The 12593-nt window shown below is 64.9% G+C and carries 13 protein-coding genes; 2 read left to right on the top strand and 11 right to left on the bottom strand.

The window, feature by feature from the left end; genetic code table 11:
- Positions 1-255 precede the first annotated feature (255 nt).
- Positions 256-660, top strand: coding sequence for a hypothetical protein (locus tag BLT98_RS18685; RefSeq protein ID WP_092610330.1), 405 nt, complete (start codon positions 256-258; stop codon positions 658-660).
- A 39-nt stretch (positions 661-699) separates the two neighbouring features.
- On the opposite strand, the gene BLT98_RS18680 is transcribed toward BLT98_RS18685, so the two are convergent.
- The 7 genes from BLT98_RS18680 to BLT98_RS18650 form a co-directional block, all read right to left on the bottom strand.
- On the bottom strand, positions 700-1734 hold the full coding sequence (locus BLT98_RS18680) for an RNA methyltransferase (protein ID WP_092610327.1): 1035 nt from the start codon (positions 1732-1734) through the stop codon (positions 700-702).
- 67 nt (positions 1735-1801) lie between these two features.
- Positions 1802-2143, bottom strand: coding sequence for a zinc ribbon domain-containing protein YjdM (locus BLT98_RS18675; RefSeq protein WP_034784061.1), 342 nt, complete (start codon positions 2141-2143; stop codon positions 1802-1804).
- 91 nt (positions 2144-2234) lie between these two features.
- Positions 2235-3194, bottom strand: coding sequence for a CDF family Co(II)/Ni(II) efflux transporter DmeF (gene dmeF / locus BLT98_RS18670; protein ID WP_092610324.1), 960 nt, complete (start codon positions 3192-3194; stop codon positions 2235-2237).
- Between the two features lie 10 nt (positions 3195-3204).
- Entirely contained in the window at positions 3205-3480 is a 276-nt protein-coding gene (locus BLT98_RS18665) for a metal/formaldehyde-sensitive transcriptional repressor (RefSeq protein WP_092610321.1), read from the bottom strand.
- Positions 3481-3604: 124 nt separating this feature from the next.
- The gene (locus BLT98_RS18660; RefSeq protein WP_092611085.1) at positions 3605-4441 is read right to left on the bottom strand and encodes a TlpA disulfide reductase family protein; all 837 of its coding nucleotides are present in this window, start codon (positions 4439-4441) and stop codon (positions 3605-3607) included.
- Positions 4442-4499: 58 nt separating this feature from the next.
- On the bottom strand, positions 4500-5039 hold the full coding sequence (locus BLT98_RS18655; RefSeq protein ID WP_170846451.1) for a DUF2325 domain-containing protein: 540 nt from the start codon (positions 5037-5039) through the stop codon (positions 4500-4502).
- A gap of 274 nt (positions 5040-5313) precedes the next feature.
- Entirely contained in the window at positions 5314-5931 is a 618-nt protein-coding gene (locus BLT98_RS18650; RefSeq protein WP_139179326.1) for a hypothetical protein, read from the bottom strand.
- A 247-nt stretch (positions 5932-6178) separates the two neighbouring features.
- On the opposite strand from BLT98_RS18650, the gene BLT98_RS18645 reads away from it, so the two are divergent.
- On the top strand, positions 6179-7009 hold the full coding sequence (locus BLT98_RS18645; RefSeq protein ID WP_170846426.1) for a PoNe immunity protein domain-containing protein: 831 nt from the start codon (positions 6179-6181) through the stop codon (positions 7007-7009).
- Between the two features lie 120 nt (positions 7010-7129).
- Here the strand turns inward: BLT98_RS18645 and BLT98_RS18640 are convergent, their stop codons facing one another.
- The 4 genes from BLT98_RS18640 to BLT98_RS18625 are packed head-to-tail and all read right to left on the bottom strand — an operon-like array spanning position 7130 to position 12562.
- Positions 7130-8278 (bottom strand): FAD-dependent oxidoreductase, encoded by a 1149-nt coding sequence (locus BLT98_RS18640; protein WP_139179322.1) that lies wholly within the window; start codon positions 8276-8278, stop codon positions 7130-7132.
- A complete protein-coding gene (locus BLT98_RS18635; RefSeq protein ID WP_092610309.1) occupies positions 8278-10464 on the bottom strand; it encodes a LodA/GoxA family CTQ-dependent oxidase in 2187 nt (728 codons plus the stop codon). Before BLT98_RS18635 ends, BLT98_RS18640 begins: the two co-directional genes overlap by 1 nt.
- A gap of 47 nt (positions 10465-10511) precedes the next feature.
- Positions 10512-10871, bottom strand: coding sequence for a hypothetical protein (locus BLT98_RS18630; RefSeq protein WP_034784052.1), 360 nt, complete (start codon positions 10869-10871; stop codon positions 10512-10514).
- Positions 10868-12562, bottom strand: coding sequence for a tyrosinase family protein (locus BLT98_RS18625; protein ID WP_170846425.1), 1695 nt, complete (start codon positions 12560-12562; stop codon positions 10868-10870). Before BLT98_RS18625 ends, BLT98_RS18630 begins: the two co-directional genes overlap by 4 nt.
- Between the last annotated feature and the right edge of the window lie 31 nt (positions 12563-12593).

The following is a 12593-nucleotide window of genomic DNA, read 5'->3' as shown; positions in this document are numbered from 1 at the left end:
ACATTACAACACATGGCGGCGCACACGCCAAGACACGCGGTCAAGGCCACGCACGATTGTGTGCCGGAATGGGGCGCGCCCACCTCATCTCGACGGAAGGCCACGCCATGCCGCCGCAACACCACCAGCACAGCAACGGGCAGGGGCAGATCCTCTGGCGCCTGATCGTCAGCCCGCGCTGATTGACATGCGCCAGGCGGCGGACGATACTTGCTTTATCCGGAATCGCCATTGGAACGTCACTGGAACACCAGCATGCGCATCGTCGATTTTGAAATCCGCAAGGAGTGCCCGCCGCAGTTGTGCGATTGCGAACGCGAGCGCCTGCTCGACGATGCGCAGGCGGACCTTGCCATCCTGCGCCTGAACCTGACGGAAGAAAAGCGCCTGCTGGCGCACATCGAGGGCATCGCCACCCATGCACAGTTGCAGAAGCTGCAACTACTGCTGAAAAGCAACCTGGGCGTGGACTTGCAGATTGCACCGGGCAGCGGCGAAGTGCGCACCGTGCGCGGCTTCCAGATCCGCCTGCTGGAGCGGCCCGGCCTGTGCCGCAAGACGCGCGCCGCCATTCCGGCCGCCGTGCGCCGCTGCCTGGCCGCGCATCCCGAGATCGCGTTTGCGATCTTGAATGAAAACGATTTGCTGGGTGGGGTGTGAGCCGAGTGCGAATGTCGGATTACGCTCCGCTAATCCGACCTACGCCGTCACGCTGGCGCGGATGGGAATGACCTTGCCCTTCGCTTCACGCGCCCTTAACTGTCCGCAGCCGCCTTCCACGTCCTGCCCGGCCGAATCGCGCAATTTGGTCAGCACGCCGCGCGCGTGCAGGCCGGCGGCAATGGCGCGCGCCTTTTCCCAGCTGGGGCGCTTGAACGGCAAGTCGTCGATGGTGTTATACGGGATCATGTTCAGCACCGCATATTTCCCCTGCAGGAGTGCGACGATGCCATCCATCTCGTCCTGGCCATCGTTGATCCCTTCCATCAGTGTCCACTGATACTGCACCGGGTAGCCGGTCAGGCGCGCATACGACTCGCCGAAGTCCACCAGTTCGCGCGGTGACAGCCTGGGCGCGCGCGGCAGCAACTGTTCGCGCAGCTCCGGCTTGGTGGTGTGCAGCGACAGGGCCAGCGCCGGCTTGACGCGACCTTGCGGCAGGCGCTCGAAGGCGCGCGGGTCGCCCACGGTGGAAAACACGAGGTTCTTGTGGCCGATATTGCCCTCGGTGCCCAGCAGCTCGATCGCTTCCATCACATTGTTCAGGTTATGCGCCGGCTCGCCCATGCCCATGAAGACGACTTTTTTCACGGGGCGCAGGGTGCGCGCCAGCACCACCTGCGCGACAATTTCTCCGCTGCTCACTTGCCGTATCAAGCCATCGCGGCCCGTCATGCAGAACTGGCAGCCGATGGCGCAACCGACCTGGCTGGACACGCACAAGCCATCGCGCGGCAGCAGCACGCTTTCCACCGTCTGGCCATCGTGCAGTCCCACCAGCAGGCGCGCCGAACCGTCAGCGCCCGGATGGGTGCTGAGCAATTTCAGCATGCCCTGCAGCTCGAGATCGAGCGCAGGCAAGGCCTCGCGCACGGGCAGCGGCAAAAAATCCTCGGCGCGGCGCCGGCCCTGGTCGTGCGGCTGGCCCTGTATCCAGTCGCGCAGCACGCGCTGTTCATGCAGGGGCTTGGCGCCCAGGGCGCGCAGGCGCTGGCGGAGATGGTCGATTTGCATGGCGTCTGAAATAAAAAACGGCGCGCCGGCAGGAATGCGAGGCGCGCCGCGGATGGCAAGGAGGAGCTTAGACTTTTTTCACGAACTCGGTTTTCAGGCTCATGGAACCGAAGCCGTCGATCTTGCAGTCGATATCGTGGTCGCTGTCGACCAGGCGGATGTTCTTGACCTTGGTGCCCATCTTGACGACACCGCCGCCGCCCTTCAGTTTCAAGTCCTTGATGACGCTGACCGTGTCGCCGTCCTGCAGGATATTGCCGGCCGCATCGCGGTACACGCGAGCGCCCTCTTCCGCCGCTTCGCCAGCCGTGGCCGACCATTCATGCGCGCATTCAGGGCAGATCAACTGGCTGCCATCTTCGTACGTGAATTCGGACTTGCATTGCGGGCATGGTGGTAATGTGCTCATTTTATTCTCTGTCTGGTGAACAGCGCGTGCTGTAAAAGCCGACAGTATAGTGCCTACGCCCCGCATCAGCGCGCTTTTTTCGCCATCATTGTCAAGGACGGCGAATAATCTCGATGGTGCTGTGGACAATTTCCTCGTGGATGCCGATGCGCGCGCGCAGCTCGGCGCCTGTCAGCGCGGGATCGCGGCTGACGACGGACAAGGCGCACGAATACAGCTGCTTGCCGACCCGCCACACGTGCAGGTCAACGATGCGCGGCGTGTCGCCGGCGCTTTCCACTTCCACCGCCTCGCGGATTTCATCCACCACCGGATGGTCCATTTCGCGGTCCAGCAAGACCTTGCCCGTCTCCTGCATCAGTTTTTTCGCCCACAGCGCCACCAGCACGGCGCCCGCGATGCCCATCACGGGATCGAGCCAGCTCCAGCCGTAAGCCCACGCGCCGCCCAGCGCAAGGATGGCCAGCACGGACGTGGCGGCATCGGCCAGCACGTGGATGTAGGCGGCCTTCATGTTCAGGTCTTCGCCATGGTGGTGACCGTGATGGTCATGCTCGTCGTGGCCGTGACCATGGTGATGGTCATGGTGCCCGCCGAGGATCAGCGCGCACACGAGGTTGACCACCAGGCCGAAGGCCGCCACGGCCATCGCCTGCGGATAGTGGATGGGCTGCGGCGAGAACAGGCGTTCGACGGAAGCGGCCACCATCAGCACGGCCACGCCCAGCAGCAGGATGGCGCTGGTGTAGCCGGCCAGCACTTCGATCTTCCACGTGCCGAAGGCAAAGCGCGGGTCGCGCGCATAGCGGCGCGCGGCCGCATACGCAAACGCGGCCAGGCCGATGGCCAGCGCGTGCGAACTCATATGCCAGCCATCGGCCAGCAAGGCCATGGAGTTGTACCACCAGCCGGCGACGATTTCCAGCGCCATGGTGGCCAGGGTGATCCACATGACGATGCGCGCGCGGCGTTCGGCCCTGCCATTGCTGCTGTCAAAAACGTGTTCGTGCTGCCAGGCGGAGAGGTCTTCGCCGAGGGATTGCGCTTTCATGGCATTCTCCTTATTTGAGGTAGGTGCGCAGGATGCCCGCGATGTCGTCGGCGCCCCTGGTCCGTTCGTCGCCGGAGATATCGGGACTGGCCACATGCTCGCGCAAGTGCTCTTCGATCACTTCGGCCATCAGGCCGTTCACGGCGCCGCGCACGGCGGCGATCAGCTGCAGCACTTCGCCGCAGTCGCGCCCCTCTTCCAGGCCCCGCTCCAGGCCCTCCACCTGGCCGCGGATGCGCTTGACGCGATTAAGCAACTTAGTCTTGTTGTGCGCCGTGTGTCCCATGATTTCACCTCGATAAATACTATAGGGGGGTATACTATCAGAAACCGCTACGGCAATGGCCAGGCGCAAAAAAAGCCGCGCATCGCGCGAACGATGGCGGCTCCGTCAAGAAGGCGTGTCCGCGTCAGGGCGCGGGGGCGATCTTCTGCAGCTTGCTGGCCAGCGAGGCATCGGATAATTCGCCCAGATGCGTATCGACCAGTCGCCCCTGCGCATCATAAAACAGGGTGGTGGGCAGGGCCGAGGAGCCGGCCGCCTTGCCCAGCGCCGCCTCGCTGTCGAGCACCACATTGCGCAGGGTTACACCGCTCCTGTCCAGGAAAGCGCTGGCCGCCGCCGCATCCTCGCGCTGGTTCGCATACACAAAGACGATATCGGCGCGCGCCTGCTGCGCGGCAGCCAGCACGGGCATCTCGCGCCGGCATGGCGGACACCAGCTGGCCCACAGGTTAACCACCATGGGTTTGCCGCCGGCCAGCGCCGCCAGGGTCACCGGCGCGCCACCGATAGCCCGCAGCGCCACGGCCGGCAAGGCCGCCGGCTTGTCGTAGGCCAGCGAGAGCCCTGCACTCAGCACGCCCCAGGCCAGCGCGCCGGACGCGACGCTGATGGCCAGGGGACGGCGCATGGCCGCCATGGCGGGACGCCGGCAGCGCCACGCGACGATGGCCAGGGCAGCCGCGATGCCGGCCGGCGCCATGAAACCGCCATCGCGGATATTGATGATGGACCAGGGCGCCGCCGAGGGGGAGCTGAAATACTGCTCATGCCAGCGCAAGACGAATGCCAGCCGCGCCGCCAGCAGGCCTGCAATCAGCATGTCGGAAACGAGGGGGCCGGCATCCGGCAACTGGCGATAGCGCCGCAGCCAGCCCGCCACGCCGTAGGCGACGCACAGGAAAACGAACAGCAGGACGAGGCCCGTGGGCAGGGCCAGGGGACCGATTTGCAGGGACAGCATGGGCGCTTTCAGGAACGTCGGGGGACGGCCATTGTGGCCCATGCGGATTAAGCGGGCGTTAAGAAGCAGCCAGCGCTTCCTTGCGCACGAAATGCATGGCTTGCGGCTGGTCGACCAGCACGCACTGCTTGCCCGTGCGCTTGCAGTGGTCATGCACGCGCCAGTAGGCGTCGTGGCTGACGCAGCCCGTCTGGCAAATCACCAGGTCGGCCGCCACCAGGCCCGCTTCCAGCGCCGCCGCATCGTCGGCGCCATCATCGCCGCCCGCGTGATGCAGGAAGCGCCCGCCGGCCTGCTCGATGGCTAGTTGCGCCGCGTTGGCGCCACCCGCATCCTGGCCCGGCTCCAGACTTGAATAGTGGCCCACATATAGCACGGCCTTTTCGCGCACGTCGGCCTGCAAGGCGGGCGACGGCACCCACTGCAGGCGCAGCAATTCACGCATCAGGTCCTGCACGCGCTCACCGAGCCACTCGACCTTGCGCGCCAGCCGTGCCCGCGTGGGCAGGCCCGGTGCCGCGGCCGCCAGTTCGGCCAATTCGTCGCGCGCCAGCGCCAGCTTGGTATCGCGGATCACGACCTGCGCCCGCGCGCGCATCAATTCCGATTCCAGCTGCGCGATGCGCGCTGCCTGCGCGGCCAGCTGCGCACTGCAGCGGGCCTGCGCCCTCCCATACTCGCCCATCAGCACGCGATGCTCATGCGCGATCAAATCCTCATTGCCGTACATACTGCCCATCATGCCCTCCCTCACCATGCATGGCGCCATGGCGCCGGCCCATCGCCACCCCATTGAGCCGCATTATAAATGAGAATCATTATTATTTGTCTATGCGCGTGCGCGCAGTAGGGGTATCGGGTGGCCGCCAGCGTCACGCAGCCGGTGAACAAGACAGCAGGCGCTGCCATACGTCGTCCTGCACCTGCCGCACCTGCCGCAGGCCGTCAGGGCCGCGATAGATTCCCAGCGTGTTCGGCCACGCCATATCGATGAACAACAACCGTACCGGATCGATCAGCAGGGACTGCCCCACGTAGTTGCCCTTGATCTCGCCCTTGTTGACGGTCAGAATGCGCGCGCCGCCCGCAAGCGTCCGCTCGTCCAGCGCCACGCCGCTGCGCTCGGCCACATCGCGCAGCCAGCGTTCGCGCCAGCGCGCCTGCTCCTCGAACTGCCCCTCTGGAGGCCGGTCCAGCTTGACGACAGCCGCCACGGGACCGTCAATGCCCGCCTGCAGCGAAAAACCCATGCGTTGCTGCAGTTCGACCGTGTACGACTCGCCCTTGACGTCGATCTGGTAACGCCCCGTCCCGTTCTGCACCAGCAGGTCAGCCTGATGGTAGGAAGGTTTGACGCAATTGGCGTACTGATAGACGAGCACGTCAAGAAACGGGGGGGCGGCCGGCGTGGATGCCGCCATGGCGGGCGACAGGGCGCCACACAGGGCTGCGGCGGCCGCGCATTGCATCGCGCATTTCATCATACTCATGCTTGCTCCGGTTCATGTGGAAGACGATGGCAGCCGACAAATACCCAGGGCGCGCCATCTTGTCGCTCATAGTAGCTATTTTGTATATTTCTTTCTGGCACACGATTCAATTGAATCACGCTTCTTCGATCACTCTTTCTAAGGTGTAATCTTGCAAACAAATCATTGAGCTACCGTACCTTCACCATACCATTTGTATCCGGATGCGCTCCAGATGCGGATGCCCGGCCTGGAACAAGGAACAAGAATGCAAACGCTGGACGAACAGGATTTTCTGGCCAGGCGCAGGGAACCGCGGCTGTCATATGCCATCTATCTTGAAAGCAAGGAAAGCCAGGACGAGGGCTACGACATGGTGGAAGCCGGCTTGCAACAGCCGGAAGAAGTGCTGCGAAATATTCCACCAGAAAACCTCATGACGGCTACGCGCCAGCGGGCCTGGGATGGGATCGACCAGCTCGCCCTCGCCTACAGCGCCGGCCACCCGCTCGACGAGTTGCGCGCGTCGTATCCCACGATACTCGGCTACTGGCTGGCCTTTGCCCGGTATGACATGATATTTGACGCTCAGGCCTGCGAGGCCGAACAGGGATTTCCCCACTTCGCCCTGCCCGGCGATGCGTATGAACAAGTCAACTGCATGGTCTGCCTCGGCATTCTGCTCGGCTGGGGCAGTTTGCTGCCCAAGCTGGCGCCGGTCATCGATTTCAACAACCATGAAAAGGATGGCTTGCTGGAACGGCTGCTGGCCTGCTTCGTCGCCGGCAGGGATAGCGCCTGGCCCGCATGCACGCGCCACCTGCCCTACATCAACACACTCAAGATATTCGCGGCAGAAAAAGATGCGCGTCCCGCGCTGATGCAGGATTACCTGCGGCAATGGTATGACGCCAGCCGCCGCGAACCCTATTACGACAGCCACCAGCGCGATACGTCGTTCTGGGGCTACTGGTCGTGGGAAGCGGCCGCCATCACCTGCGTGCTCGGTATCGACGACGACAGCTATCGCGACGCGCCCTTCTATCCGGCCGACCTGGCGGCATTCTGCCGGATACAGGGAATCGGCGCCAAAGCATGACAGCCATCGCCGCCGTCACCCATCCCTTTCCAGGCATGTATGCCATCGTCGATCCTGTCACTGGCGAAACCTGTCTGGAAACGTTTTCCACTGCAGCGGCCCGCGCGCCATGACGGTTGTTCAGGCCGGCACCTGCGCGCCGGCATGCAAGCAGCGCCAGAACGGCGCAGCGGGCCAGCGCTGCTCCCAGCCGTAATACTGCTGGCGCTGCGCCAGGTACTGCGCATGGCGCTGCGCTACCGTGTGCGCCACCGCGCCCAGGCTGGCGTGGCCGGCGATGGCGCCAGCGGCCGCCATGCCGTTGGCCAGCGCCTTGACGATGCCTTGCGAGGTGACAGGATCGTAGGCCGAAGCGGCGTCGCCGATGGCCAGCCAGCCGTCGCCATGCAGTTGGTCGAGGCAGTAGGACGGCGCGGGAAAACTCTGCACGCTGCCTGCCAGCGGCACCGCGCCGCGGGCCAGCGCGGCCGTATTGGGCGCGGCCGCCAGCCATGCCAGCCAGTGTCCGGCAAGCTGCAGGCGCCGCGCCTTGACGGTGGCCGCATCGCTGTAGAACGCCAGCAGCAAGGTGGCGTCGGGCAGGTGGGCGCCATACCACCAGCCATGTTCGACGGCTTCCAGGTGCGTCAGGCCGGAACGGGGACCATCGGGCGCGGCGAAGCGCATGGCCAGGCAGACCAGCGGCAGCGTTTCCACCTTGCGGCTGCCGCGCTGACGCGCGAAGACGGCGCGCGTGCCGCTGGCGTCGACCACCAGATCGGCATGGATGGTAGCCGGGCGCGGGTGCGCCGGATCGCCCAGCATCAATTCCAGGGCAAAGCCGCCGCCTTGCGCCGGGGCCGACGCGGCCAGGCTGGCGCGCAGCAGCACTTCCGCCCCGCGCAGGCGCGCCTGGCGCGCCAGGAAGCCATTGAAGCGGGACCGCTCCAGGTGCCAGCCGTGGCCCAGCGGATGTAGCAGCGCGTCGTTGTAGCCGCGCTTGTCGCTGCCCCACCAGGAACAGCTGCCATGGCAAGGCGCATGCGCTTCGGCGAAAAATTCCTGCGCAATGTCCAGCGCCTGGAACAGGCGGTTGGCTTCGGGCGGAATGCTCTCGCCGATGCGAAATTGCGCGTAGTCGCCCGCCTCGATCACGAGCACGTCGTGCACGCCATGCTGCGCCAGCGCCAGCGCGCAGGCGCAGCCGGCCGGGCCGCCGCCGATGATGGCGACCCGGTAGTGCTGCCGCGATGGCGCTACCGCGCCGGGACTGTCTGTTACCGCCGCCATCAGGGCTTCGGTTTCGGCTGCGGCTTCGGCCGGTACACCTTGTCGATGGCCGTGTTGCGCCAATACTCGACCAGGTTGCTTTCATCGCTGTCGAACAGGCTCTCGACTTCCAGGTAGTAATCCTTGCAGATGGCCTTCTCGCCCGCCTTGCGCGCAATCGCCGTGCTTTGCACGACCACGCCGATGCGGTGCCAGTTCAGCAGGAACTGCGCGCGGTCCTGGTAGCGGCCCACATGCATGGCGGGCCGGTCGATTTCCGCATTCTCCGGGGTGGTCGATGGCACTTCATCGGCCCGCGTGCCCTTGCCGCGCACGGAGTAGCGCGGCGTCGCCAATTCGCCGCCGTTGGCGACGACGTCGTCATACGTGTACACGGCCACGGGCCGCTGCGCCGGCCAGGAGGAGTACAGCAAGGTATTGTAGCCATTGCCCTTGATCGCCGTGGCTGCATCGATCGCCTGCTGGTTATTGCGCACCGTGCCGCCGGGATTCGGGTCCGGCAGATGCGTGGCGCACGAGTTGTAATCGGTATGCCACGGCAAGGCCATGAACTTCGACACGTCGCCGGGCTGCACCTCGCCGCCGCGCAGCGGCATATAGCCGGCGCCGAGGAAAGGCCGGTCCCTGACGGCGGCCGGGTAATCGAGATGCTGTGCATTGATGCGGAACGGGCCGCCGCCATCATGGCGCCGCCACGCCTGCCGGTACAGGCCGGGGTCGCGCACGATAAAACCCATCTCGATGCCGGGGCTGTAGCGGCCGCCCAGGCAGTTGAACAGGACGGTACGGTCTAGCGCTTCGCCCGCGCCCAGCAGGAAATCGCCGCTGTCGGCAACATACTGGCCATGCGCCCATTGATCCATGAAAAAATACTGGGCACGGGTCAGGGTCAGCAGGCTGCTGCCCGCATCGCCTAGCGACAGCGGCATTTGCGGCTTCAGCGACGGCGCGCCCGTCTGGTCGGGATGGCGGATGAAATTCATGATCGGATAGGTCAGGCCTGCCGCCTTCATCTTGCCCAGCAAGCCGTGCTCCTTGATCGCCCTGGGCGGCAAGCTGGTCGTCCAGCGCTGCAGCGAGGCCGCGCGCAGGATGGGCTGGACATCGGTGCTGAAGTTGCTCCGGTAGCCCGTCTGGTAGCTGCCATCCGCATACACGGCGGGCCGCAGCGCCATTTTTTCCAGCCAGGTGCAATACAGGTCGTCCCACAGCGACACGACGTTCGCCGTTTGCGGCGCATACGACGGGTCGCTCGATATCACCCAGGCGCTGCCCTCGACGCTGCGCGCCGTGCCGTCGGCGAAGAGCAGCATGGCCGTGACGGGACCATCGGCCACGTCATCGAACCAGTTGTCGTTGTTGACATTGTCGTGCAGGATGGCGGCGGCCGAGTAATTGCCTTGCGCGTCGAAGCCGCATGCCTTGCCATAGCCGCCCAGCACCAGCAATCGGCCATTCTTTTCCGTCGTGATGGCGCCCAGCGACGCGATGATGGCGCCAGGACCCTGCGCCGGCGCGCCAGGCTGCCCGCCGCGCGGGAACGACACGGGGTAGTCGGGCAGGCTGCGCACGGCGCCGCTGGCCGCCTCCGCGCACGACGGCGTCGTCGATGTGTCGAACTGCTGCACGCCCTGGCGCGAAGCCTGCACGCTGCGCGGTCCGGGGTCGATGACCAGCAGCTTCAGGCGCAGCGGGTCGGCCGGCGTGCCGAAGTGCGGCGAGCCCGGCTCGCCGAAGGCCGGATTGCGCAGGGCTGGCGCACCATTGTTTTGGAAGGGCGCCACGCCGTCCCCGCCCTCCCAGCTATTGGCTTTCTTGTTGGCCAGGTGCACGGTCCAGACGATGTCCTTGACGATCTTGCCGTCGACCATGCTGCCGATGGCCACTTCGGCCGCCGCGCCCCGCCGGCCCAGCGGGTAGCTTTCCACGCCGTCCGCCGCGTCGAACGCATACTGGTAAATGCGGAAGCGGGCCGCCTGCCGCTTGAGTTTTCCGCTGGCGTCGCGCAATTCGGTGCTGGCGATTACCGTGTCTTCCGTGCCGGGCCGGATCGGCAAGCCGCCCGTGCCATCCTGGCCATCGAGCGGCATGCCGGCCTGGCTTTCCGGGCCCAGATAGTATTCTTCGCTGTTGCCGACGCGGGCGATGCCGATGGCCGGGTGAATTCTCAAACCTGTGTATGCCATGCTGAACTCCTGATCATCAAGGGTGTCTGTGCCGGTTGGCCAACGCATCACGGCTGCATGCCGTCCCTGACCCACTGGTCGAAGATATCGATGCCTTCCTGCGGCATCGGGCCGTCGGGCGGCATCGGGTGCGGCGCGGACTTGACATACTCGCCTTCCCGCCCTCCCGGCGCGCGCAAGCGGTGCCCGGCCTCCACCAGCCATTTTTCCTTGCGGCTGTCATAGTCGTAACCGTGGATGGCCACCTGGATCTGCCACGCAAACGCCTTCACGCTCGCATAGTCGTTCAGATACAGCCGCTGCACGCCCGTCGAATCCGGGTTCGACAGCTTGACCTTGTTCATGTCGGCCACATAGCGGGAAAACAGGCCCTGCACATCGCGCTTGAAGCTGGTTTGTTCGCTCATGGCTTGCTCTCCTCATACGTGGGTTCGGCAGGTTTGCGCCGGTCGACAAGCTGGATCACGGGCGTGGAAAAATCGCCTTGCCGTATCAGGCCGCGGCCCTTGTCATTGGTGGTGATGGCCGCCGTGATGCGCCAGGCCTGCCTGCGCTTTTTGGGAACCAGGCTGTCGACGATGCCGGTGATATCCGTTTCGATGACATACTTGTCATGCTGGTGATGGCCGGACAAGGCCCAGTGGCTGGTGCTGGTCACCAGGTAGCGGTCGCGGAACGACTTGTCGCCGATGCGCGCGGCCACGTTGGCCGGATACAGGTAGATATCGGCCTGAAAACTGTAGTCTTCGTCCGCATGGGCGCGGTCCAGCACCATGTTGGCCCGCTTGTCGCTGGCGACCCGCCGCGCCGGGATCTTGTAGGCCCCCGTGACGGTCAGGTCTGGCCTGGCAACCGCGCCATCGGCCGCATCGTCGCTGAGCAAGGCGGCGAACAGGCTTTTCTGGTTGTCTCCAAACACGAAACCCGCCTGCTGGTGGCGGTCGATCAGGACCTGGATATCCTTCTTGCGGGCAAACTCGCCGCCATAGCGCGGCTGGAAGCCATAGCCCTGCCGGATCGTGTCGAAGTACAGGTTCGCCTGGCCCATGTTGGCCGTGTAGTCGCCCGAATCACCGCGCTGGGCATCGCCGCTGCCTGCGCTCCAGCCGACGGGCCGGGACAGGCTGGCGTCCTGCTCGCTGCGCATGAACGCCGTGCGCCCGCTGCCGCGTATGCCGGCATCGCCATGCTCGTCGAGCCACTTCTCGAAACTGTAGTCGAGGAAGTTATGGAAGGCATAAAACAGCGGATCGAGGCCGGCCGTGACGTTGTCGCCCATGTTGCCGCCCATATAGGTCGCGTGCATGTGATTATGGATTTTTGTTTCCAGGTTGCCGCCGCCCAAGCTGCCGTATTCGTCGCCGCCGAAATCGGCCCAATCCATGTAGTAGATCTGGTAGGCCAGCAAGTTGGGCGAAGCCGTGGCCAGCGAGCTGTCGAGCCCCTCCTTCTTGCGCGTGGCGTCGTACAGCGGCGAATCGACGTCCTCGAAGGCTTTCGGGTAGCGCACGCCGGAAGGCTTGCGGGTGAAGTTCCAGTACGGCAGCGCGACATTGCGCGTGCTGGGTCCCCGGTCGCCGTTCGGGTCGGCCGCCTGCAAGGCTTGCTCATAGAAATACAGCTGCGCCCGGTGCCATTGCAGGAAGGTGTTTTTCTGGTGTTCGCACTCGCCGGGGAATTCCTCGTGGGCATTGTCCTCGGTCGCCACCTTGTCGAGAAAATAGGCAATGTCGCAGCTGTTGCGCGTGGGATCGCCCAGCAACTGCTTCAGCCTGTCGCCTGGCAAGGCCGCCTGGCGGTCATTGAAGACGTCGACGGAAGTGCAGTTATGCACCCACGCTTGCCACAGGAAGCCGCGCCGGTCGTACACGTTTTCCTGGCTCTTGCGTTTCATTTCGCTCACCGCATGCTTGAAGGCGTCAAGCTCGGCCGGGGTCAGTTCATCGATATTCTTGCGGTAGCGCACGACGCGCGCGCCACCCGGCTCCGCCTGGGCCAGCAGTTCCGGGCGGCAAGATACAGCCGCCTGCGCTTGCGCCCCGGTGCAGACGCCTGCGCACAGCAGGCCGGCCAGGATGGGAAGGAGTGAAGTTTTCATGCGTAACATGGGCAGTTGCTCCAGAAGCAGG

Source organism: Janthinobacterium sp. YR213, assembly GCF_900099875.1.
GTDB lineage: Bacteria > Pseudomonadota > Gammaproteobacteria > Burkholderiales > Burkholderiaceae_D > Janthinobacterium > Janthinobacterium lividum.
Note: the sequence above shows the minus strand (reverse complement) of the source record. Positions and strands in the feature narration are given on the sequence as shown.

Coding starts and splice junctions, on each gene's coding strand:
- BLT98_RS18640 (WP_139179322.1), bottom strand. CDS start 8,278: ATGGCGGCGGTAACAGACAGTCCCGGCGCGGTAGCGCCATCGCGGCAG.
- BLT98_RS18680 (WP_092610327.1), bottom strand. CDS start 1,734: ATGCAAATCGACCATCTCCGCCAGCGCCTGCGCGCCCTGGGCGCCAAG.
- dmeF (WP_092610324.1), bottom strand. CDS start 3,194: ATGAAAGCGCAATCCCTCGGCGAAGACCTCTCCGCCTGGCAGCACGAA.
- BLT98_RS18660 (WP_092611085.1), bottom strand. CDS start 4,441: ATGCTGTCCCTGCAAATCGGTCCCCTGGCCCTGCCCACGGGCCTCGTC.
- BLT98_RS18650 (WP_139179326.1), bottom strand. CDS start 5,931: ATGAGTATGATGAAATGCGCGATGCAATGCGCGGCCGCCGCAGCCCTG.
- BLT98_RS18665 (WP_092610321.1), bottom strand. CDS start 3,480: ATGGGACACACGGCGCACAACAAGACTAAGTTGCTTAATCGCGTCAAG.
- BLT98_RS18675 (WP_034784061.1), bottom strand. CDS start 2,143: ATGAGCACATTACCACCATGCCCGCAATGCAAGTCCGAATTCACGTAC.
- BLT98_RS18655 (WP_170846451.1), bottom strand. CDS start 5,039: ATGCGCGCGCGGGCGCAGGTCGTGATCCGCGATACCAAGCTGGCGCTG.
- BLT98_RS18630 (WP_034784052.1), bottom strand. CDS start 10,871: ATGAGCGAACAAACCAGCTTCAAGCGCGATGTGCAGGGCCTGTTTTCC.
- BLT98_RS18625 (WP_170846425.1), bottom strand. CDS start 12,562: ATGAAAACTTCACTCCTTCCCATCCTGGCCGGCCTGCTGTGCGCAGGC.
- BLT98_RS18635 (WP_092610309.1), bottom strand. CDS start 10,464: ATGGCATACACAGGTTTGAGAATTCACCCGGCCATCGGCATCGCCCGC.
- BLT98_RS18685 (WP_092610330.1), top strand. CDS start 256: ATGCGCATCGTCGATTTTGAAATCCGCAAGGAGTGCCCGCCGCAGTTG.
- BLT98_RS18645 (WP_170846426.1), top strand. CDS start 6,179: ATGCAAACGCTGGACGAACAGGATTTTCTGGCCAGGCGCAGGGAACCG.